This is a genomic window from Rhizobium sp. AAP43, from assembly GCF_001296045.1.
In the GTDB taxonomy this organism is placed as follows: Bacteria; Pseudomonadota; Alphaproteobacteria; order Rhizobiales; family Rhizobiaceae; genus Allorhizobium.
The window spans coordinates 108,306-127,597 of sequence record NZ_LJHS01000004.1; the positions used below are offsets into that span (position 1 = coordinate 108,306).

Below are 19,292 nucleotides of genomic sequence, written 5' to 3' on the forward strand. Positions count from 1 at the left end.
TATGCCGCGCCAAGGGAAAACTGCATGTCCTATCTCGCCTCGACACTGGTGGCACTCGTGGCCCTCGAGCATGTCTATATCCTCGTGCTCGAAATGTTCCTCTGGACCACGCCGACCGGCCGCCGCGCCTTCGGCATGAAGCCGGAACAGGCCGAGGCAACCAAGGTGCTGGCCGCCAACCAGGGCCTTTACAACGGCTTCCTCGCCGCCGGCCTGACCTGGGGGCTGCTGCATCCAGATCTTCCCACCGGCAGTCAAATTCAGTTGTTTTTCCTTGGCTGCGTGCTGGTCGCCGGCCTATATGGGGGGGCAACGGCCTCGCGGAAGATCTTCGTCATTCAGGCGCTTCCCGCAGCCCTTGCCTTATCCGCTGTCCTGATCGCTGGCTGACCCGATGACCTTGCATATGAACCGTCCCCCTCTGACGATCCGCCTCTGCGGCCCGCGCGGCTTTTGCGCCGGCGTCGATCGCGCCATCCAGATTGTCGTTCTGGCGCTGAAGCGTTACGGCGCACCGGTTTATGTGCGCCATGAGATCGTGCACAACAGGTATGTGGTCGAGGGGTTGGAGGCCAAGGGCGCGATCTTTGTCGAAGAGCTGAACGAGATCCCGGCCGAACACCGCGAGCAACCGGTGGTCTTTTCCGCCCATGGCGTGCCGAAATCCGTGCCGGAAGATGCGACGAACCGCAATCTCTTTTATCTCGATGCCACTTGCCCGCTGGTCTCCAAGGTCCATAAGCAGGCCATGCGTCACCAGCGCCTCGGCCGCCATGTAATCCTGATCGGTCATGCCGGTCATCCGGAAGTGATCGGCACTATGGGCCAGCTGCCGGAAGGCTCCGTCTCGCTGGTCGAGACCGTCGAGGACGCGGAAGCCTATCAGCCCGTCGATCCTGACAATCTTGGCTTCGTTACCCAGACGACACTCTCGGTGGATGATACGGCCGGTGTCATCGCCAAGCTCAATGAGCGCTTCCCCAATCTCACCGCACCCTCGGCCGACAGCATCTGTTACGCCACGACCAATCGCCAGGAAGCGGTGAAGCATGCCGCGCCCGGCTGTGATCTCTTCATCGTCGTTGGCGCGCCGAATTCGTCGAACTCCAAGCGCCTCGTCGAGGTGGCGCTGAGGGCAGGGGCCACCCGCTCCATGCTGGTCCAGCGGGCCTCCGAGATCGACTGGACGGATCTCGGTGAAATCGCCACGCTCGGCATCTCCGCCGGGGCCTCAGCCCCGGAAGTCATTGTCGACGAGATCATTGAGGCGTTCCGCGAGCGCTACGACGCCAAGGTCGAACTGGCGATCACGGCAGAGGAGAACGAGCACTTCCTCGTCAATCGCGAACTGCGCGATGTGGAACTGACGCGCGCCGACATGGCCTGGGTCAACGGCTGACGTTCTTCTGCTTGCGAGGCTGCGAGCCTTTATCAGGTGCCGGTTGAGCGGAGGTCGTCGGTCGGGGTCTGCGCTTTTGCAAGAAGCGCCATGGCGTCCCGCTCGCACATCGGACGGCCGTAGAGATAGCCTTGACCTTGCGTACATCCCATTTCCAGGAGAACCGCCTCCTGGGCCTCCGTTTCGATGCCTTCGGCCACGGTGCTGAGCCCCATTTCGTGGCTCATGGCGACCAGCGCTCGTGTGATGGCGGCATCGGAAGGACGAGTCTGGATATCGCTGATGAAAGCGCGATCGATCTTGAGCGTGGTCAGGGGATAGCGCTGAAGGGAACTCAGCGAGGCATAACCCGTGCCGAAGTCATCAAAGGCCACGCCCACACCTGCGTCGCGCATGGCGTTGAGCGTCTGCAGGCTGGCTTCGTCATTGTTGAGGGTCACCTCTTCGGTGACCTCCAGTTCCAGCCATTCGGGTGCGATTCCATGTCGCTGAACCGCTGCAATCACCCTGTCTCTCAGATTATATGCCCGAAACTGCGTTGGAAAGAGGTTGACCGCAATCTTGAGGTTTGCGCCTTTGGCATTGACCTTCGCGGCCATTCGGCAAGCCTCGTCGATCGTCCACCAGCCGATCTCAGCCGAAAGCGAACTCTGCTCAAGCGAAGGCAGGAACATGCTCGGCTGCAAAAGACCGCGATCCGGATGGTTCCAGCGGATCAGGGCTTCAAAACCCAGGATCCGCCGCGAAGCTAACTCGACCAGCGGCTGATAGTAGAGTTCAAGCTCGCCATGGCGAAGGGCCAGCCGCAATTCGTCCCGCGTCTCCCGCTTGACCTGGCTTTCCCTGCGCATCGACTGGTCGAACAGGCGGAAGGTGCGTCCGCCATCGGCCTTGGCGCGGTATAGCGCGAAGTCGGCAGAGGCCAGCAATTCCTCAGCCTCGACCCCATGTCGCGGCGCGATCGCGACGCCAAGACTTGTGCTGAGTTCCAGTTCCAGTCCGCCAAGGCTGAAGGGTTTGCTGAAGGCCGTGAGGATCTTTGTGGCTTCAATGCGCCCCTCGGCGACATTGCCGGTCCCGGCAAAAAGGATCGCGAATTCGTCCCCGCCGAGACGTCCGATCAAGGCATGTTCGCCAAGCAGATAGGGAAGGCGAACGCCGACGGCCTGCAGCAGGCTGTCGCCGACTATGTGCCCATGCATGTCATTGACATCCTTGAAACCGTCCAGATCCATCAAGACGAGCGTACAGGGAATGCCAGCCGTGAGTTTCTGGGCAAGGCAGCTCATGAATTCATGCCGGTTTTGCAGGCCGGTCAACGTGTCATGCGAGGCAAGCCGCATGAGACGCGTATCCCTCTGGCGTCGCTCGGAAATATCCCGGATTGTCGCCCCGGCCCAGAAGCCGTAGGCATCCTGCCATGTCGACAGCGTGATTTCGATCGGAAACTCCGTACCGTCGCTTTTCAGTGCGAAGACTTCTACGGACTTGCCGCCGAGGCCGGGTTTGGCGCCGCCGGCAACATTCTCCATGCCGGCGGTGTGCGCGCCACGCATGCGTTCTGGAATGATCATGGTGATCGGTCGCCCGAGTAGCTGCTCGATCGTGTAACCGAACATTTCGCAGAAGGCCGGATTGGCAAACCGGATGTCGCCATCGCGATCGGTCACGATCAGCGCAAGGTGCATCGCTGCAGCGAAGTCCTTAGCTATATGAGCGGTCCGTGGGCTATCCATGCCGTCACATCCAGTATGATCATGTTGATCCACTCTATACGCCTAAAATTAGGGAAGCGTAAAATTCTCTTACAGATAGACGGGGCCGGATGCACTTGTCGAGATGCGGGGCAAAGTTAAACCGGTTGTGCGACGAACGCGCGCAGCGTCTGCATGCGTGTGCCACGCGTTCTCCGTTTGCTGTGTCCCCATTTCCTGTGTCCCATGTCGAGCAAGGGCTGGCACCGGCTGCCCACCCGTTATATGCCTTCACCATCCCCGAAGCGGCACGGAACCTCACGCTGTGGCAGTTTACACCGATATCAATGAAGTCGATCTCAAGGCCTTTCTCGCCGAGTATGATGCAGGCGAACTCTTGTCCTACAAGGGCATCGCGGAAGGCGTGGAGAATTCCAATTTCCTGCTTCACACGTCCAAGGCGCCGCTGATCCTGACGCTGTATGAAAAGCGGGTCGAGAAATCGGATCTGCCGTTCTTCCTCGGGCTGATGCATCACCTCTCGGAGCGCGGGCTGACTTGCCCGCTGCCCCTGCCGCGTCATGATGGTCAGTTGCTTGGCGAACTCTCCGGCCGTCCGGCAGCGTTGATCTCCTTCCTAGAAGGTATGTGGTTGCGAAAGCCCGAGGCGCAGCACTGCCGCGAAGTGGGGGCTGCTCTCGCCAAGATGCATATCGCCGGTGAGGGCTTCACACTCACCCGCCCCAACGCACTCTCGCTCGAGGGGTGGCAGACCCTCTGGGCCAAGTCTGAAGCGCGCGCCGACGAGGTGGAGGAGGGGCTTGAGGCCGAGATCGGCGCCGAGCTTGATTTCCTCGCCACCCATTGGCCGAAGGATTTGCCGTCCGGCGTCATCCACGCCGATCTCTTCCCCGATAATGTCTTCTTCCTCGGCGATCGCCTGTCGGGCCTCATCGACTTCTATTTCGCCTGCAACGACCTCTTGGTCTACGACCTGTCGATCTGCCTGAACTCCTGGTGCTTCGAAAAGGACGGCGCCTACAACATCACCAAGGGCAAGGCGATGATCGAGGGGTATCTCTCGGTGCGGCCACTCTCTGGCGATGAAATCGAGGCGCTGCCCATTCTCTGCCGCGGTTCGGCGCTACGCTTCTTCCTCACCCGTCTCTACGACTGGCTGACGACGCCCGCCGGCGCGCTCGTGGTGAAGAAGGACCCGCTCGAATACCTGAAAAAGCTGCGCTTCCACCGCGCCGTCACCAATGCCTCGGAATACGGACTGATTTCATGAAACATGTCGATATCTTCACCGACGGTGCCTGCTCGGGCAATCCCGGTCCCGGCGGCTGGGGTGCTGTGCTTCGCTACGGCGAGACCGAAAAGGAACTGAACGGCGGCGAGGCGGACACGACCAACAACCGCATGGAACTATTGGCTGCCATCAGCGCGCTGAACGCCCTGAAGGACCCATGCGAGGTCGATCTCTACACCGACAGCAAATACGTCATGGACGGCATATCCAAGTGGATCTTCGGCTGGAAGAAAAACGGCTGGAAGACTGCCGACAAGAAGCCGGTGAAGAATGGCGAACTCTGGCAGGCGCTTGACGCCGCCAACCAGCGCCACACGGTCAAGTGGCACTGGGTCAAGGGCCATGCCGGCCATCCGGAAAATGAACGCGCCGACGAGCTTGCCCGCAAGGGCATGGAGCCCTTCAAGAAATCCGGTTTCCCGAAGTCGCTCCTGGTGAAGTGAAGATCTTGCCTTCGAACCGCATCGGCAATCTTTGCCTGCCACGGACGTAGCTGGATGAATGCCACTATGAGCGGTCCTTTTCGACCCCGGCAGACATAACCGATGCGCGTTGCAAGACCTTCACCGGTCACGCCACCCATCGGCCCGCCCTTGCCCTTTGCCCCATTCTCCCTATGCTCCGGCAAAACACAAACCGGGAGACTTCCATGATCCAGCACTGCGTGTTCCTGCGCTTCAAGTCGGCCGTTCAGGAGGCCGAGAAGCAGGCGATCTATGCCGCGATCGCAGCCTTGAAGGACGTGGTGCCGGGCATGCTGCAGGTGAAGGCCGGAGCCAATGTCTCGCCGGAGGGCTTGAGCGGCGGCTATAATGACGGCTTCATCGTCACCTTCGAGGACGAGATGGTCCGCGATTATTATCTCAAGCATCCGAAACATGTCGAAGTCGGCGAGCGCATTGTCGGGGCAACGGATGGCGGTCTGGCCGGCATCCTGGTCTTCGACCTCGCCTGCTGAGGCTTGCTTACGGGGCTCGCCCCAATGAAAAGGCCGCCCGCAGAGCGGACGGCCTCATCAGTTTCAAAAACGGATACAGTCGATCAGAGCTGCTCGATCATGGTCGCAGCCGAGGATACGGTGGCCTGGCCTGGGTTTTCCTCGATGTTCAGGCTCTTCACCACGCCATCCTCAACCAGCATCGAATAGCGCTTCGAGCGCACGCCGAGCGCGCCGGCAGACAGGTCCATGTCAAGGCCGAGCGCCTTGGTGAACGAGGCATCCCAGTCGGCGAGGAAGTGGATCTTGCCCATGCCGCCGGAATGCTGTGCCCAGGCGCCCATAACATGCCAGTCATTGACCGAGACGACCGCAATGTCGTCGACGCCGCGCGCCATGAGCGCATCCCGGTTTTCGAGATAGCCGGGCAGATGGTTCAGCGTGCAGGTTGGGGTGAAGGCGCCGGGAACGGCGAAAAGTACGACCTTTTTGCCCGCAAACAGCTGCTCGGTTGTAATCTCGGCTGCGCCGTCGGCCGTCTTTTCCTTGAAGGTCGCCTGGGGCAGCTTGTCGCCGATTGCAATGGTCATGAAAATCGTCCCTCGTTCCGGTTGGGATGCCGGTTATGCCGGTCATCGGATCGTGGGCGAATATAGAAGGCGGTTCCTTAAAGGCAAGGCGGACGAGGACAAGCCGGACCGGACAAGCCCGACCGGGCAAGTCACTCAAGGGTAAGTGTTGTTTCCATTGCCCGCTCGCCGGCAACGACCAGCAGGTCCCAGGTCTTGCCCGAGGGTTTGTAATTCTTCGGCAGTTTGCGGATCGGTATGGACAACTGCGTGTCCCCTGTCGCCGTCGTGGTGAATGTGCCCTTGACGAAGACGAAGCCGCTCGGCCCGCGGAGGAAGAAGCTTGGCGGGGTCGCGGATGGCGGGATGGTGAGCGTCACGTCGAACTGTTTCAGATCGGGCTGCAGCACATGCTGTTTGACAGAAAACTCGGGGGAGGGCGCTTGCGGCAATTTTCTCCGCGCGTCGGCAATCAGCGCTTGCTCCTCCGCACTGGTGGCTGCACTGACGGCAGGCGCGACGGTGAGATCGGCTTGAAACGGTATGCAGATATTGAGGCACACGCCGATAAAGGCATGAAGCGTCACCGGCATGTCTGCCGTGCTCCCGGACAGTGTGAGCGGCAGGACCACCGGTGCGTCATAGCCCACATCGCGGATATCGCCTGCATCGAGCAGTTTCGGCACTGGAAAAGCGATATGCTCAACCGCATACGGCGCCCCCGGAGGCACCGTCAGCGAGGGCGGAATGCCGACATCGCCTGGCTCCTTCCAATAGGTAACCCAGCCGGGCTGAGGCTCGATCACCAGCGCGCCCTGGCGGTCGCCGCTTTCGTCGGGAGCAAGCAGGATCAGCCGCATGCGGCCGCCTTCGTTCACCGCCCAGTCACTGCTGGCGGCACTGGCCGAACTGACAAGGCCACAGAGACCGAGGACGAAAACGGCGAGACGGAATGTGATGCGCGAGACGATCATGGACCTGCCGATACCGGTTGAACCGCAATGGCTCTAGAAGATTGTCCCTGCCTTTGCCAGTCAAGCTTGCGCGGGTCACATCATTTTGGGTTGATCGCAACGGGCTTCTGCCCCATGTTTCATATTCAGACCACATTCAACCACGCAGCAAGCCGGTTGCCGAATGGCACACCAAGGAGGCAGGCATGGCACCGTCGTCGAAAATGGAACTGACGGAACGGGGATTTCTCGACGGCCATTTGCTGATCGCGATGCCCGGCGTGACGAGTGGCGATTTCGCCCGCTCCGTCGTGTATATCTGCGCCCATTCGGATGCCGGCGCCATGGGCTTCATCATCAACCGCCCGCAACCGGTCACCTTCGCCGATCTTCTGCTGCATCTGGAACTCATCGACCGCAATGATGCGATCATGCTGCCGGATCACGCCCGCCATTTCCCGATCCAGTGCGGCGGCCCGGTCGATCAGAGCCGCGGCTTTGTCCTGCATTCCGACGACTATCTCTCCGACAGCTCCATTCCCGTCAGCGACGATATCTCGCTGACAGCCACGCTCGACATCGTGCGGGCCATTTCCGACGGCCGCGGACCGCGCCACGCCACGATGATGCTCGGTTATGCGGGCTGGGGGCCAGGCCAGCTCGAACAGGAGATTGCCCGCAACGGTTGGCTCCATTGCGCCGCCACCGAAGACCTGATCTTCGATCGCTTCCTCGACGACAAGTATGACCGAGCGCTTGCCATGATGGGCATCAACCCCGCCATGCTATCGATGGATGTGGGGCACGCGTAAGGCCGCGTCGCACTCGCGTGCGGCCTTGGCCTGCACATTGCTTTCCAGCGCATGTGAGGGGGTGAAACCTCACGCCCGCTTCATCAGCGGAAACCGTTCCTTCAGCAAGCGCAAGACAGACTCGGCGCCCAGTGGTGGGCCGAACAGGTAGCTCTGGCCGAATTCGCAGCCCATCATCGCAAGGTCGGCTGCGTCCTGATCGGACTGGATGCCCTCAGCCACCACCTGCATGTCTAGCCCGCGTGCCATGGAAACGACGGAGCGCAAGAGCACCGAGCGCTTGTCGGATTGGTCGCAGACCAGCGCTTTGTCGAGCTTGATCGTGTCAAAGGGGAAGCGGGTCAGGTAGGAGAGCGAGGAATAGCCCGTGCCAAAATCGTCGAGCGCGAGGCTGATGCCTGTCGCCTTCAGTTTCTCCAGCATCAGGCGTGCCTGTTCCGGGTTCTCCATGACCACCGTCTCCGTCAGTTCCAGCTTGATCCGGCTCGGATCGCACTGGGTCTTGGTCAGCATGGCACGAACGTCATTGTAGAGTTCGCTGGAGATCAGCTGGGCCGAAGAGAGATTGACCGAGACGAAGATCGGCAGTTCGCCGGTCTGGCGCTCCCAGTCCATCAGGTCGGTCGAGGCGCGTTCGAGGGCGAACATGCCGAGCGGACCAATCAGGTCAGTCATTTCGGCAATCGGGATAAATTCGAGCGGCGGGATATTGCCGCGCTTTGGGTGATCCCAGCGCATCAGTGCCTCGAAGCCGGCAATCTCGCCATTGCCGAGACGCACGATCGGTTGATAGGCGACCGAGAGTTCCTTGCGCTCGATGGCGCGGCGCAGATCTGTTTCCAGCTGCAGCCGGTCGGTGCTGACGGTGCGGAAAGCCGGGCGGAAAGGCTCGACGCGATTGCCCCCGGCACGCTTGGCCCGGTACATGGCAAGCTCCGCATCGGCCAGCAGGCTGGACGCGCTTTCCTGCTGGTCGATCCAAGAAACAAGACCGATCGAGGCGGTGAGTTCAATCTCGCGATTGGCGAAGTTGATCGGCACCATGATCGCCTTCGATATCGCATCGGCAAAATCGGCGATCTTGGCCGGGTCGCGCTCCGAGACGAGGATCAGGCCGAATTCGTCGCCGGAAAGACGCGCCAGCGTGTCCTGCGGCTTCAAGAGACGGCGCAGGCGGCGGGTGATGGCGATCAGGATATTGTCGCCAGCCGCGATCCCGAGCGAGTCATTGACCGTCTTGTAGCGATCGATATCGATCGCAAGCACGGTCGGGCGCACGGCCTCGGTGCTTCCGGCAATCGACAGGATGGCCTGCAGCCGATCGAGGAAAACCTCGCGGTTGGGCAGGCCGGTCAGGTTGTCATGCATCGCATCGGCCAGCAGCCGGTCAATCGAATTGCGCTGCTCGGTGACGTCGATGATCGTCCCGACGCAGCGGATGACCTCGCCATTCGAGCCAAGCACGGGCCGCGCCCGGATCTTCAGCCAGTGATAATGACCGTCTTCGGCGCGGATTCGGAATTCATGGCTGAGCCGACCCTTTCGGTGCTCCAGAAGCACGTCGAGCGTCGCGCGGAAACGGTCGCGATCATCGGGATGCAGACGCGGCAGCCAATTGCGTGCAGCGCCGTGCATGGTGCCAGGCGACAGGCCAAGGCGCATGGAAATGTCAGGGCTCGTCACCATCCGGTCGCGGGCCACGTCCCAGTCCCAGACGGTATCGCCGGACCCGGTCAGCGCCAGCGACTGGCGCTCGAGGTCGGAAAACAGGCCCTGCTGATAGGCGCCGCCGGCAAAGGCGTGCTGCATGACGGTAAAGCCGATCAGGAGAACGATCAGAACAAGGCCGCCGCCCAGCGCCGGCTGGACGATATCGTTGTCGAGCTGGCCCGTCACTGTCAGCCATCCGGCAAACAGCCAGACCAGGATCAGCGCCCAGGTTGGCACAAGAAGCACGGCGCGGTCATAGCGGTTGATGCCGAGATAGATGATGAGACCAATGCCTGCGACGCCGGTGAGCGCAAAGGAGACGCGGGCAATACCGGCGGCAATCGAGGGATCGAAGACCGCAACCCCGAACAGAACGGCAAGGCCGAGCATCCAGGCAAGCGTCGCATAGCCGAGATGCACATGCCAGCGATTGAGGTTGAGATAGGTAAAGAGGAAGATCACCAGCGAGGAGGCAAGCGCCACTTCAGCTCCCGCACGCCAGACCCTTATATCGCTCGCTGTCAGCGAGATCAGCTTTTCGAGGAAGCCGAAGTCGACGCAGATATAGGCAAGCACAGCCCAGGCAAGAGCGGCCGCCGCCGGCAGCATCGATGTGCCCTTGACGACAAAGAGGATGGTGAGGAAGACCGCGAGCAGGCCGGCAATGCCGAGCACGATACCCCGATAAAGCGTAAAGGCGTTGACCGTATCCTTGTAGGCGTCCGGCTCCCACAGATAGATCTGCGGCAGTTCCGGTGTCGCAAGTTCGGCGACGAAGGTGATCACCGTGCCCGGATTGAGCGTGATCCGGAAGACGTCGGCATCGGCGCTTGCGACGCGGTCGAGCGCAAAGCCTTCCGACGGCGTGATCGCCATGATCCGCTGCGAGCCGAGATCGGGCCAGAACATCTTCGAGCCGGACAGGCGGAAATGCGGCGCAACGATCACGCGTTCCAGCTGTTCTTCAGAGACATTGGCGAGCGCAAAGACAGCCCAGTCACCTTGATGCTCGGGCGTGCTGGAACGCACCTCGATGCGGCGACGAATGCCGTCGGCGCCGGCGGCAGTCGAAACCTGGAAGGCCTCGCCCTGGTTGGTGTAGATTTCGGTGGTGCCGGTGAGGTCGAGCGCGTTGTCGTCACGGGCGATCTTCACCGGCTCTACGGCCTGCGCCATCGTCGCGGTCAGCCAGAAGACGAGTGCCATCAGGCCGGATAGCGCGTGAGTGTAAAGACGTGGCATCCGGTATCCTGTGTTTCGCAAGCTTTCCATCAGCCCGACTTGCCTTTGCGTGACGAGGGGCTTTCGCTCAGCCTGGAAAACAGCAGATGGTCGCGCCATTCCCCGTTGATCTTGAGATATTCCCGCAAGAGACCTTCCTGCTCGAAACCTGTCTTTTCCAATAGGCGCAGGCTGTTGACGTTGTCCGGAATACAGGCTGCTTCGATCCGGTGCAACTCGAGCACCTTGAACATATAGGGTATTGCCAGCTCAAGTGCGGCAAACATGTGGCCTTTGCCCGCATGACACTCGCCCATCCAATATCCGATCATGCAGCTTTGCGCCGCCCCACGCCGGATCAGGCCGATCGTCAATCCGCCGAGAAGATCATCGGTCTCAGTCTGGAACAGGAAAAACGGCACGGCCATGCCGGTGATGAATTCCTGTTCGTTGCGGATCACGCGCTGGCGAAAGGCGCGCTCGGTCATGTCTTCGGCACGCCAGGTCGGCTCCCAGGGCTGCAGAAAGGCGCGGCTCTCCCGGCGCAGCTTGTGCCACTGATCGAAGTCACGAAAACGGGGAAGTCTGAGCGTCACCTGACGCCCAGATAGAACCGGTGGCTCCGGCTGCCGCGACAGAAACCGAAAGACCGAGCGCGTCATCGTCTATCCCCGTGGACGCCGGCGGAAATATCCACCGGCCAAACTTGAGTGCAGCAGGTTCAGCCTGCGACCTTGCGGCTTCCCGGCGATGTCGTCGATAGCTGGCCGGCGATCTCGTCAAGCGACACCAGCTGGTCAACCGGGCCGATGGCCGACAGCGTCGGTGCGGTGTCGAAGAACAACCGTCCGGCAAGGTCGGTCAGGCGCTCGGTGGTAATTCCGGCAAGGCGCTCCATCATTTCCTGGTTCGGAATGGTCCGGCCATAGAGCATCATCTGGCGGGCGATCTGGCCGGCACGTGCGGCCGGGCTTTCCTGGCCCATCAGAAGCTGCGCCCGGATCTGGGCACGCGAGCGTTCGATTTCCTGCTGGTCGATCGATTGCGACGCTTTGCGCAGCTCCTCGATGATCACAGGCACGAGTTCCGGCAGATTGTCGCCGCCGGTCGCGGCATGGATGCCGAAGATGCCGGTGTCGGAAAAGCCCCAATGGAAGGCATAGACCGAATAGCAAAGGCCGCGGATCTCGCGCACTTCCTGGAACAGACGGGACGACATGCCGCCGCCCAGAATATTGGCCAGGATCTGCGAACAGTAGAAGTCACGCATGTGATAGGCCTTGCCCTCAAAACCGAGCAGGACCTGGGTATCCATGAGGTCGCGTTCTTCACGCGCTTCACCGCCGGTATAGCGGGCAACGTCCATGACGGGCGGCGCGGACGGCTGTGTCGGCAGCGAGGCAAATCGCTCTTCGACCTGTTTGACGAAGGCGTCATGGTCCACTGCGCCGGCCGCCACGACAAACATGCGGTCGGTTGTGTAATTGCGTGAAAGATAGCCGCGGATCTGGTCGCTGGTGAAGGAGTTCACCGTATCGGGCGTGCCGAGAATGCTGCGCCCGATCGTCTGGTTCTGGAAGGCGCGTTCGGAAAAGCGGTCAAAGACGACATCGTCAGGCATGTCGTCGGCAGCCCCGATCTCCTGCAAGATGACATGCTTTTCGCGCGCCAGTTCCTCTTCGTCGAAGACGGAATCCGTCAGGATGTCGGTGAGGATGTCGACGGCCAGCGGTACGTCGTCTTTGAGCACGCGGGCGTAATAGGAGGTCGTTTCGGTCGAGGTCGCGGCATTCAGTTCGCCCCCGACATTCTCGATTTCCTCGGCAATCTGACGGGCAGAGCGTCGGCTGGTCCCCTTGAAGGCCATATGCTCGAGCAGATGCGCGATGCCATGCTCGCTCTCCGTCTCGTTGCGTGACCCGGACTTGATCCATGTTCCCAATGCCACACTTTCAAGATGCGGCATGTTTTCTGTAACGACAGTCAAACCCGAGGGTAGTCGGGTGCACTCAACACTCATGGTCCGTCTTTCTGCGCTTCCTACTGGGCGGCACGAGAACGCTTGCCGACGAAATTCTCGACGGTTTTCAAGTCCGCCGACAGAACCTCGAAGCGCTCCTCCCTATCCATCAGGTCAGCAAGCCATGTCGGAAGCGCGGGGTCAATACCGGAGGCCGATTTTACTGCCGCCGGGAATTTTGCCGGATGGGCAGTGGCAAGCACAACCATCGGGCTTTGCGGCTTTTCGAACTTCTTCGCGACATGCACGCCGACGGCCGTATGCGGATCGAGCAGATAACCAGTCTCGTCAAGCACGGCTCGGATGGTCTTTGCCACTTCTTTTTGTGTCGCGCGGCCGGCGCGGAAATCCTTGCGGATGAATTTGAGCGCATCCGGCTGGATTTCGAAGGCGCCGGACTGCCTCAATCCTTCCATCGACGAACGGATGGCGGCGGCATCGCGGCCATAGGCTTCAAACAGCAGGCGCTCGAAATTCGAGGATATCTGGATATCCATCGACGGCGACGTGGTGGCCGACACGCCCTTCATCTCGTAGCGCCCGGTCTTCATCGTGCGGGCGAGAATGTCGTTGTCGTTCGTCGCAATCACCAGCTTGTCGATCGGCAGGCCCATCTTCTTGGCCACATAGCCGGCAAAGACATCGCCGAAATTGCCGGTCGGAACCGTGAACGATACCTTGCGGTCCGGCGCCCCGAGTGCCACGGCGGACGTGAAGTAATAGACCACCTGCGCCATGATGCGGGCCCAGTTGATCGAATTGACGCCCGACAGTTTCACCCGGTCGCGGAAGGCGACATCGTTGAACATCGCCTTCACCAGGTTCTGGCAGTCGTCAAAATTGCCTTCGACGGCGATCGAGTGAACATTGGCTTCCTTCGAGGTGGTCATCTGGCGCTGCTGCACCGGTGAAACCTTGCCATGCGGGAAGAAGATAAAGATGTCGGTGCGCGCGCGGCCAGCAAAGGCGTCGATCGCCGCCCCGCCCGTATCGCCGGAGGTCGCGCCGACAATGGTGGCGCGCTCACCCCGGGTTTCCAGCACATGGTCCATCAGCCGCGCGAGCAGTTGCATGGCGACATCCTTGAAAGCCAGCGTGGTGCCGTGGAAAAGCTCGAGCACGAAGGAATTGGCCCCCGTCTGCACAAGCGGTGCCACGGCCGGATGCTTGAACGTGGCATAGGCCTCGTCAATCATGCTGCGGAAGAGGGAAGGCTCGATCTCGCCATTGGTAAAGGGCAGGAGCACCTCGAAGGCGACGTCCTGATAGCTTTTGCCACGCAGGCCGCGGATCGCCTTTTTCGACATCTGTGGCCATTCACGCGGCACATAAAGGCCGCCGTCGCGGGCAAGCCCTGCCAGAAGCGCGTCACAAAAGCCGAGGCTCGGGGCCTCTCCGCGGGTCGAGATGTATTCCACGTCGCTTATCCTCGAAGTTGAACAGTCGCAGCCGATGTCCAGAAGAACCTATGGCGTTTCCGATAAAGAGGTTTGCCGTTTTGCGCCAGTCCGGTCCGTTGAATTTCGCAAGCCGGCGCATTGTGTTTTTCGCGGCGCGAAGGGCGGTGCGTACCACTCTCTTGCGCGCAATCGAAAATCCACGCAAATTGCCGGCAACCCAATCGATTTTTCGCCGCACCGCTGCTATAGACCATCGGCGCCGGGCGTGAAAACCCGTGAATTGGACTGTTTTTCCGGCCTTGCGAGGCCGAGCATGCGGAAGGTGGAGTCTGGTGTCCCTAGTCATGTCGCGCGGTGTTCTGGCCGTTTCGCTCCTGATGGCTCTCGCCGGTTGCAATACCGGTAATCCCGTATCCGGCCTCATGGGCCAGTCGGCACCTCAGCCGGCCGCTCCGGCCGCGACCGCTGCCGCCCCAGTTGGCTCCGATGCTTTCGTCCAGGGTTTCTGCCCGCAGGTTGCGCTTCGCGACGGCACGACCGTTCACCGCGTCTATGCGCGTGGCAAGGACAATGATCCGACCCAGGTGGTCTACCAGGCCTCGATTGCCGATACGACGCGCTCCTGCTCACGCACCGAAGCCACGCTGACCGTGAATGTGCTCGCCCAGGGCCGTCTGGTTTCGGGCCCGCAGGGCACGGCCGGCACGATCAACCTTCCGGTCCGCATCACCGTCATCGATGGCGATCAGCAGGTTTATTCCGAGATCGAGCCATTCAGCGTCACCATTGCCGACGTCAACCAGCCGACCCAGTTCATCTACAGCCGCGCCGTCACCGTTCCCGGCAATGTCTCTGGCCTGACCCGCGTCCATATCGGCTTTGACGACGGCAAGGCGAAGAAGAAAAAATAAGGCATTTCGAATCGCCGGATGCGTCAGGGTCAGCCCCGCCGCGTCAACGCTACAAGATAACGCACCGGCAGCGTCGAGCGATTGGCAAAGACGCAATCGACCGGCGCCCCGAGTTGCAGGCAGTCGCCGGCTTTAAGCTGATGCCGCCGCTCGCCCTCGATGAAATCGAGGTCTCCATCGATGACCCAGATCTGCTGGTGCTGGAAACTGAAGGCGGAAGCCGGATACGGCACCTCGACATCCGCCGGAAGCACGACCTCCAGCAATTCCAGATGACCGCCGTTACCAGGTGAGAGGGTGCGCCGCGTATAGCCGGTAGCGGGATCGGTCCAGACTGGTTGGCTCGCATGGCGCACCAGCCGCTCGGCATCGCGCTCCGCCAGTGCCAGAAGTGCCGACAGCGGCAGGCCGAAGGCGCCGGAAAGTCGCCCGAGCACCGTTGCCGTCGGACTCGCTTCCACCCGCTCCACCTTGCTGATCATGGCCTTGGAAACACCGGACCGCGTCGCAAGCTCGGAGAGGGACCAGCCGCGCTGTTCGCGCTCCAGCCGGATGCGCGCAGCAATGGCGCGGCCCTGGCCCCCGTCATCCGCATCTACGCCTGCCTCTTCCTTGTCCGCCATCCAATCCCTCTTGCCAAACTGCAAAGACTTCGTCTTCTATAGTGGACGAAAGAATACGATAGGGGATGACTTCAGGCAAGTCATCGATCCCACCACCTCGAACGGGAGCGCTGTCCGTGCCACGCCAGATCCATTTCAATGCCTTCGACATGAATTGCATCGGCCATATCCAGCAGGGCCTCTGGGCCCATCCGCGCGACCGCTCGATGGAGTATAACCGGCTTGGCTACTGGACCGACTATGCAAAGCGGCTGGAAAAGGGCCTGTTCGACGGCATCTTCTTTGCCGATGTCGTCGGCATCTACGATGTGCTGAGCGGAAGTCCGGCACCCGCCCTGCGCGGCGCGGTGCAGGTGCCGGTCAATGACCCGATGATGCTGGTGCCGGCCATGGCCTCGGTCACCAGCCATCTCGGTTTTGGCGTCACCGCCAACCTCACCTATGAACAGCCCTTCCTCTTTGCCCGCCGCATGGCCACGCTCGATCACCTGACGGGCGGACGGATCGGCTGGAACATTGTTACCGGCTATCTCGACAGTGCGGCCCGCGCCATCGGGCTGGATGGCATGATGGCCCATGACGATCGCTATGATCTGGCCGATGAATACATGGAGGTCGTCTACAAGCTCTGGGAGGGCAGCTGGGAAGATGATGCCGTGGTCGCAGACCGCGCCGCCCATCTCTATGCTGATCCCACCAAGGTCCACGCCGTCCACCATCATGGACGGCAATACCGTGTTGATGCGGTGCATCTGAGCGAACCCTCGCCGCAGCGAAGCCCTGTGCTCTATCAGGCCGGATCTTCGCCGCGTGGCCGGCATTTCGCCGCGACCCATGCCGAATGCGTCTTCGTCAACGGCCAGAAGAAGGACGGCGTGCGCGAGATCGTCGGCGATATCCGCGCCCGCGCTGAAGCACTCGGCCGAAGCGGGGATGACATCAAGGTCTTTCTCGGCGCGACCATCGTCACCGGGCGAACCGACAAGGAAGCCCGCGACAAGTTTGAAGACTATCGCCGCTATGTGAGTTCCGAGGCGGCACTCACCCACGCGGCCGCCTCCATGGGCATTGATTTCGACAAGTTCGATCTGGATGAGCCTGTCGAAACGGCCAAGAGCCAGGCGATCACCTCCAACATCAAGGCCATGGACCGCGCCGCCGGGCCGCAGTGGACCAAGCGCAAGCTGCTTGAGCAGATGGTGCTCGGCAGCCGCCAGCCGCCGCTGGTCGCCTCCGCCGATCAGGTGGTCGACTGGCTGGTCGACTGGGTGGAGGATACCGGCGTCGATGGCTTCAACCTGTCGCGTACGGTGGTCCCGGAATGCTTCGATGACATCATTGAACTCGTCATCCCCCGTCTGCAGGAAAAGGGTCTCTATAAGACCGCCTATGCCGAAGGCCCGCTGCGCCAGAAACTCTTCGGCGCACCGCGCCTGCCGCAAAGCCATATTGCCGCCAGCCATCGGGTGCGTCGTGGCTGAAGGAACGGGCGCGCTTCGTCACCTGTCGATCCTGTGCCTCGCCGTCGTCCTCTCGATGACCGCCTGGTTTTCCGCAACGGCCATCGGTCCGGACCTCGTGCGTCTCTGGTCGCTCTCACCGGCCATGTCCGGCTGGCTGACCAATGGCGTGCAGATCGGATTCGTCACCGGTGCACTCCTGTCGAGCTTCGTCAATCTGCCGGACATCGTCCGCCTCAACCGCCTGATGGCGATGGCAGCACTGGTTGCTGCCATCGCCAATGCCGCTCTTCTCCTGTCGCCGTCGCCAGAACTCGCGCTCGCCAGCCGCATCCTGACAGGCATGGCGCTAGCCGGCATCTATCCGCCGGCGATGAAGCTGACCGCCACCTGGTTCGTTCGAGGCCGGGGGCTGGCGCTCGCTGCCGTGATAGCAGCGCTGACGGCTGGATCGGCCCTGCCGCATCTGACGCGGGCCTTTGCCGGGGCAATCGACTGGCAGGTCGTCGTTACCTTATCCAGCCTTGCGCTGGTCGCGGCCGCCGTGCTCTTCGCAACCTTGGTCCGCGAGGGGCCTTACCCCTTTTCCCGCGCTGTCTTTCGCCTCGGCCAGATCCGCGAAGTGATGACGGATCGCAAGCTGCTCCTGGCCAATCTCGGCTATTTCGGTCACATGTGGGAGCTCTATGCCATGTGGGCCTGGCTGCTGACCTATCTGAGGTCGGCGCCCGCCCTGTCGCACCTCTCCCAATCGGCAGCCTCCATGCTCACCTTCGCCGCCATTGCGACCGGCGTGCTCGGTTGTTTCGCGGGCGGTGTGCTCTCCGATCGCTACGGCCGCACCGCGACCACCGCCGGCATGATGATTGCCTCTGGCACCTGTGCCGCACTGGTCGGCCTTGTCTTCACGGGTCCCGCCTGGTTGCTTGCCCTCGTCATCCTGGTCTGGGGCGCGGCGATCATCGGCGATTCCGCGCAATTCTCCGCAGCCGTGACCGAACTTTCCGATCAGCATCTGGTCGGCACCGCCCTTTCCTTGCAGATGGCTCTCGGCTTCCTGCTGACAGTTCTGGCGATCTGGCTGATCCCGGTGCTCGCCGCCGCCCTTGGCAGCTGGCAATGGGTCTTCCTTTTCCTTGTGCCTGGCCCCGCCATCGGCACCCTTGCCATGCTCCTGTTGCGACGGGATCCCGTCTCCCGGCGACTGGCGGGCGGGCGCCGCTGACTGCTGGAAAACCTCGCGAATACAGGAGGTTGTTTTCCGACCCTTATCTGTACTAGATCTGTCGCATCGCGCCTTGCATGGTTCCATGTGGCGCGACGAGAACGAGTTTTGGGGAATGCGGAATTGATGGTTGCGATTGTCAGAAATCCGGTGGCCGGAGGCAATGGCCAGCCGGTCCGCTGGGCCCGGGCGCTTGACGCCTTCCGACAGCAGTTTCCCGATCTCACCGTGCATGAAAGCCGTTCAGCCGGAGACGCTCGCCGGCTCGCCATGGATCTCGCCGCCTCTGGCGTGGACCTCGTGATCGCTGCTGGCGGTGACGGCACGATCAGCGATGTCGTCGACGGCATCCTGTCATCGAGCCGGCCGGAAACACCCCTCGCATTTCTGCCGCTCGGCACCGGCTCCGATTTCGTCCGAAACTTCGACCTGCCGGCCGATCCGCAGCAACTGGCCGCCCGGATTGCAGCATCCGCCCCGCGTCAGATCGATGCCGGCCGGATCACGGCCCGCGATGCCGGGGGGAAAGAATTTCATCGCCACTTCGCCAACATCGCCAGTGTCGGAATTTCCGGCGAGATCGTTGAAAGGGTGAATGCGCCCGGTGCCAGACGCTGGCTCTCCGGCCCGGTGCGTTTCTTCGTCTTTTCGCTGCTCACCATTCTGCGCTACCGCCCTTACACGTTCGACGTTCTCATCGACGGCATGAAGGTGCATGACGGCCGCCTGGCGCTGACGGCCGTTGCCAATGGCGGCTGGTTCGGCGGCGGCATGCATGTCACGCCGGAGGCAGACGTTGCAGATGGTTTTTTCGATGTGGCGGTGATGCGGGAGGAGAGGGTAAGCGGGCTGATCCGTCTTTTGAAAAGCCTCTATAAGGCTGGCCATGTCGGCCATCCGCAATTGAGCTTTCATCGCGGCCGCCGCGTCGAGTTCCGACCGACTGACACGGCGCGTTTCCCCGTCGAGGTTGACGGCGAGATGCCGATTCAGGGCGGTTTCGTCGCCGAAATCCTGCCCGGCGCGCTGACAATCCGAACTTGAGA

Annotated in this window: 18 protein-coding genes; 10 read left to right on the forward strand and 8 right to left on the reverse strand. The window is 61.6% G+C overall.

Going from position 1 to position 19,292, the window contains the following annotated elements; all coding sequences use genetic code 11:
• Positions 1-24: 24 nt before the first annotated feature.
• Complete coding sequence (locus IP76_RS02610) at positions 25-390, forward strand: DUF1304 domain-containing protein (RefSeq protein ID WP_054156621.1); 366 nt, start codon at positions 25-27, stop codon at positions 388-390.
• Between the two features lie 16 nt (positions 391-406).
• The gene (gene ispH / locus IP76_RS02615) at positions 407-1,399 is read left to right on the forward strand and encodes a 4-hydroxy-3-methylbut-2-enyl diphosphate reductase (RefSeq protein ID WP_054156622.1); all 993 of its coding nucleotides are present in this window, start codon (positions 407-409) and stop codon (positions 1,397-1,399) included.
• 32 nt (positions 1,400-1,431) lie between these two features.
• Here the strand turns inward: ispH and IP76_RS02620 are convergent, their stop codons facing one another.
• Positions 1,432-3,135: a bifunctional diguanylate cyclase/phosphodiesterase gene (locus IP76_RS02620; RefSeq protein WP_245281365.1), complete on the reverse strand. Its 1,704-nt coding sequence runs from the start codon at positions 3,133-3,135 to the stop codon at positions 1,432-1,434.
• 283 nt (positions 3,136-3,418) lie between these two features.
• Here IP76_RS02620 and IP76_RS02625 point away from each other — a divergent pair, with 283 nt between their 5' ends.
• The 3 genes from IP76_RS02625 to IP76_RS02635 all read left to right on the forward strand — a co-directional run bounded on the left by IP76_RS02625 (position 3,419) and on the right by IP76_RS02635 (position 5,363).
• Positions 3,419-4,384, forward strand: a complete 966-nt coding sequence (locus tag IP76_RS02625) for a homoserine kinase (protein ID WP_054156623.1) — start codon at positions 3,419-3,421, stop codon at positions 4,382-4,384.
• On the forward strand, positions 4,381-4,848 hold the full coding sequence (gene rnhA, locus IP76_RS02630; RefSeq protein WP_054156624.1) for a ribonuclease HI: 468 nt from the start codon (positions 4,381-4,383) through the stop codon (positions 4,846-4,848). Before IP76_RS02625 ends, rnhA begins: the two co-directional genes overlap by 4 nt.
• Positions 4,849-5,054: 206 nt before the next feature.
• Positions 5,055-5,363 carry a Dabb family protein gene (locus IP76_RS02635; RefSeq protein WP_054156625.1) on the forward strand — a complete coding sequence of 103 codons (309 nt, stop codon included), beginning with the start codon at positions 5,055-5,057 and terminating at the stop codon, positions 5,361-5,363.
• 83 nt (positions 5,364-5,446) lie between these two features.
• Here IP76_RS02635 and IP76_RS02640 read toward each other — a convergent pair whose 3' ends face one another.
• Both IP76_RS02640 and IP76_RS02645 read right to left on the reverse strand, forming a co-directional pair.
• Positions 5,447-5,932, reverse strand: a complete 486-nt coding sequence (locus tag IP76_RS02640; protein ID WP_054156626.1) for a peroxiredoxin — start codon at positions 5,930-5,932, stop codon at positions 5,447-5,449.
• 131 nt (positions 5,933-6,063) lie between these two features.
• On the reverse strand, positions 6,064-6,885 hold the full coding sequence (locus tag IP76_RS02645; RefSeq protein ID WP_054156627.1) for a protein-disulfide reductase DsbD domain-containing protein: 822 nt from the start codon (positions 6,883-6,885) through the stop codon (positions 6,064-6,066).
• 185 nt (positions 6,886-7,070) lie between these two features.
• On the opposite strand from IP76_RS02645, the gene IP76_RS02650 reads away from it, so the two are divergent.
• A complete protein-coding gene (locus tag IP76_RS02650) occupies positions 7,071-7,676 on the forward strand; it encodes a YqgE/AlgH family protein (protein WP_054156807.1) in 606 nt (201 codons plus the stop codon).
• 69 nt (positions 7,677-7,745) lie between these two features.
• On the opposite strand, the gene IP76_RS02655 is transcribed toward IP76_RS02650, so the two are convergent.
• The 4 genes from IP76_RS02655 to thrC all read right to left on the reverse strand — a co-directional run bounded on the left by IP76_RS02655 (position 7,746) and on the right by thrC (position 14,054).
• Entirely contained in the window at positions 7,746-10,592 is a 2,847-nt protein-coding gene (locus IP76_RS02655) for an EAL domain-containing protein (RefSeq protein ID WP_245281373.1), read from the reverse strand.
• 65 nt (positions 10,593-10,657) lie between these two features.
• Positions 10,658-11,269 carry a GNAT family N-acetyltransferase gene (locus IP76_RS02660; protein WP_054156629.1) on the reverse strand — a complete coding sequence of 204 codons (612 nt, stop codon included), beginning with the start codon at positions 11,267-11,269 and terminating at the stop codon, positions 10,658-10,660.
• 59 nt (positions 11,270-11,328) lie between these two features.
• Positions 11,329-12,627, reverse strand: coding sequence for a pitrilysin family protein (locus IP76_RS02665; protein ID WP_054156630.1), 1,299 nt, complete (start codon positions 12,625-12,627; stop codon positions 11,329-11,331).
• Positions 12,628-12,647: 20 nt separating this feature from the next.
• Positions 12,648-14,054 carry a threonine synthase gene (gene thrC / locus IP76_RS02670; protein WP_197278300.1) on the reverse strand — a complete coding sequence of 469 codons (1,407 nt, stop codon included), beginning with the start codon at positions 14,052-14,054 and terminating at the stop codon, positions 12,648-12,650.
• A 305-nt stretch (positions 14,055-14,359) separates the two neighbouring features.
• Between thrC and IP76_RS02675 the strand changes: the two genes are divergently transcribed.
• Positions 14,360-14,938, forward strand: coding sequence for a hypothetical protein (locus tag IP76_RS02675; protein ID WP_054156632.1), 579 nt, complete (start codon positions 14,360-14,362; stop codon positions 14,936-14,938).
• 29 nt (positions 14,939-14,967) lie between these two features.
• Here IP76_RS02675 and IP76_RS02680 read toward each other — a convergent pair whose 3' ends face one another.
• Positions 14,968-15,561, reverse strand: a complete 594-nt coding sequence (locus tag IP76_RS02680; protein ID WP_054156633.1) for an XRE family transcriptional regulator — start codon at positions 15,559-15,561, stop codon at positions 14,968-14,970.
• Positions 15,562-15,677: 116 nt separating this feature from the next.
• Between IP76_RS02680 and IP76_RS02685 the strand changes: the two genes are divergently transcribed.
• From IP76_RS02685 to IP76_RS02695, 3 genes are all read left to right on the forward strand, one after another.
• Positions 15,678-17,042, forward strand: coding sequence for an LLM class flavin-dependent oxidoreductase (locus IP76_RS02685; protein WP_054156634.1), 1,365 nt, complete (start codon positions 15,678-15,680; stop codon positions 17,040-17,042).
• Positions 17,035-18,246 carry an MFS transporter gene (locus IP76_RS02690; RefSeq protein WP_245281366.1) on the forward strand — a complete coding sequence of 404 codons (1,212 nt, stop codon included), beginning with the start codon at positions 17,035-17,037 and terminating at the stop codon, positions 18,244-18,246. The genes IP76_RS02685 and IP76_RS02690 overlap by 8 nt, the downstream gene beginning before the upstream one ends.
• Before the next feature lie 126 nt (positions 18,247-18,372).
• Positions 18,373-19,290, forward strand: a complete 918-nt coding sequence (locus IP76_RS02695) for a diacylglycerol kinase family protein (RefSeq protein ID WP_082352380.1) — start codon at positions 18,373-18,375, stop codon at positions 19,288-19,290.
• The last annotated feature ends 2 nt before the right edge of the window (positions 19,291-19,292 follow it).

Excerpts from the sequence above, each read along its gene's own strand:
- rnhA (WP_054156624.1), top strand. The coding sequence starts at position 4,381 with ATGAAACATGTCGATATCTTCACCGACGGTGCCTGCTCGGGCAATCCC.
- IP76_RS02695 (WP_082352380.1), top strand. The coding sequence starts at position 18,373 with ATGGTTGCGATTGTCAGAAATCCGGTGGCCGGAGGCAATGGCCAGCCG.
- IP76_RS02655 (WP_245281373.1), bottom strand. The coding sequence starts at position 10,592 with ATGGCACTCGTCTTCTGGCTGACCGCGACGATGGCGCAGGCCGTAGAG.
- IP76_RS02620 (WP_245281365.1), bottom strand. The coding sequence starts at position 3,135 with ATGGATAGCCCACGGACCGCTCATATAGCTAAGGACTTCGCTGCAGCG.
- IP76_RS02665 (WP_054156630.1), bottom strand. The coding sequence starts at position 12,627 with ATGAGTGTTGAGTGCACCCGACTACCCTCGGGTTTGACTGTCGTTACA.
- ispH (WP_054156622.1), top strand. The coding sequence starts at position 407 with ATGAACCGTCCCCCTCTGACGATCCGCCTCTGCGGCCCGCGCGGCTTT.
- IP76_RS02645 (WP_054156627.1), bottom strand. The coding sequence starts at position 6,885 with ATGATCGTCTCGCGCATCACATTCCGTCTCGCCGTTTTCGTCCTCGGT.
- IP76_RS02640 (WP_054156626.1), bottom strand. The coding sequence starts at position 5,932 with ATGACCATTGCAATCGGCGACAAGCTGCCCCAGGCGACCTTCAAGGAA.
- IP76_RS02680 (WP_054156633.1), bottom strand. The coding sequence starts at position 15,561 with ATGGCGGACAAGGAAGAGGCAGGCGTAGATGCGGATGACGGGGGCCAG.
- IP76_RS02650 (WP_054156807.1), top strand. The coding sequence starts at position 7,071 with ATGGCACCGTCGTCGAAAATGGAACTGACGGAACGGGGATTTCTCGAC.
- IP76_RS02610 (WP_054156621.1), top strand. The coding sequence starts at position 25 with ATGTCCTATCTCGCCTCGACACTGGTGGCACTCGTGGCCCTCGAGCAT.
- IP76_RS02660 (WP_054156629.1), bottom strand. The coding sequence starts at position 11,269 with ATGACGCGCTCGGTCTTTCGGTTTCTGTCGCGGCAGCCGGAGCCACCG.
- IP76_RS02635 (WP_054156625.1), top strand. The coding sequence starts at position 5,055 with ATGATCCAGCACTGCGTGTTCCTGCGCTTCAAGTCGGCCGTTCAGGAG.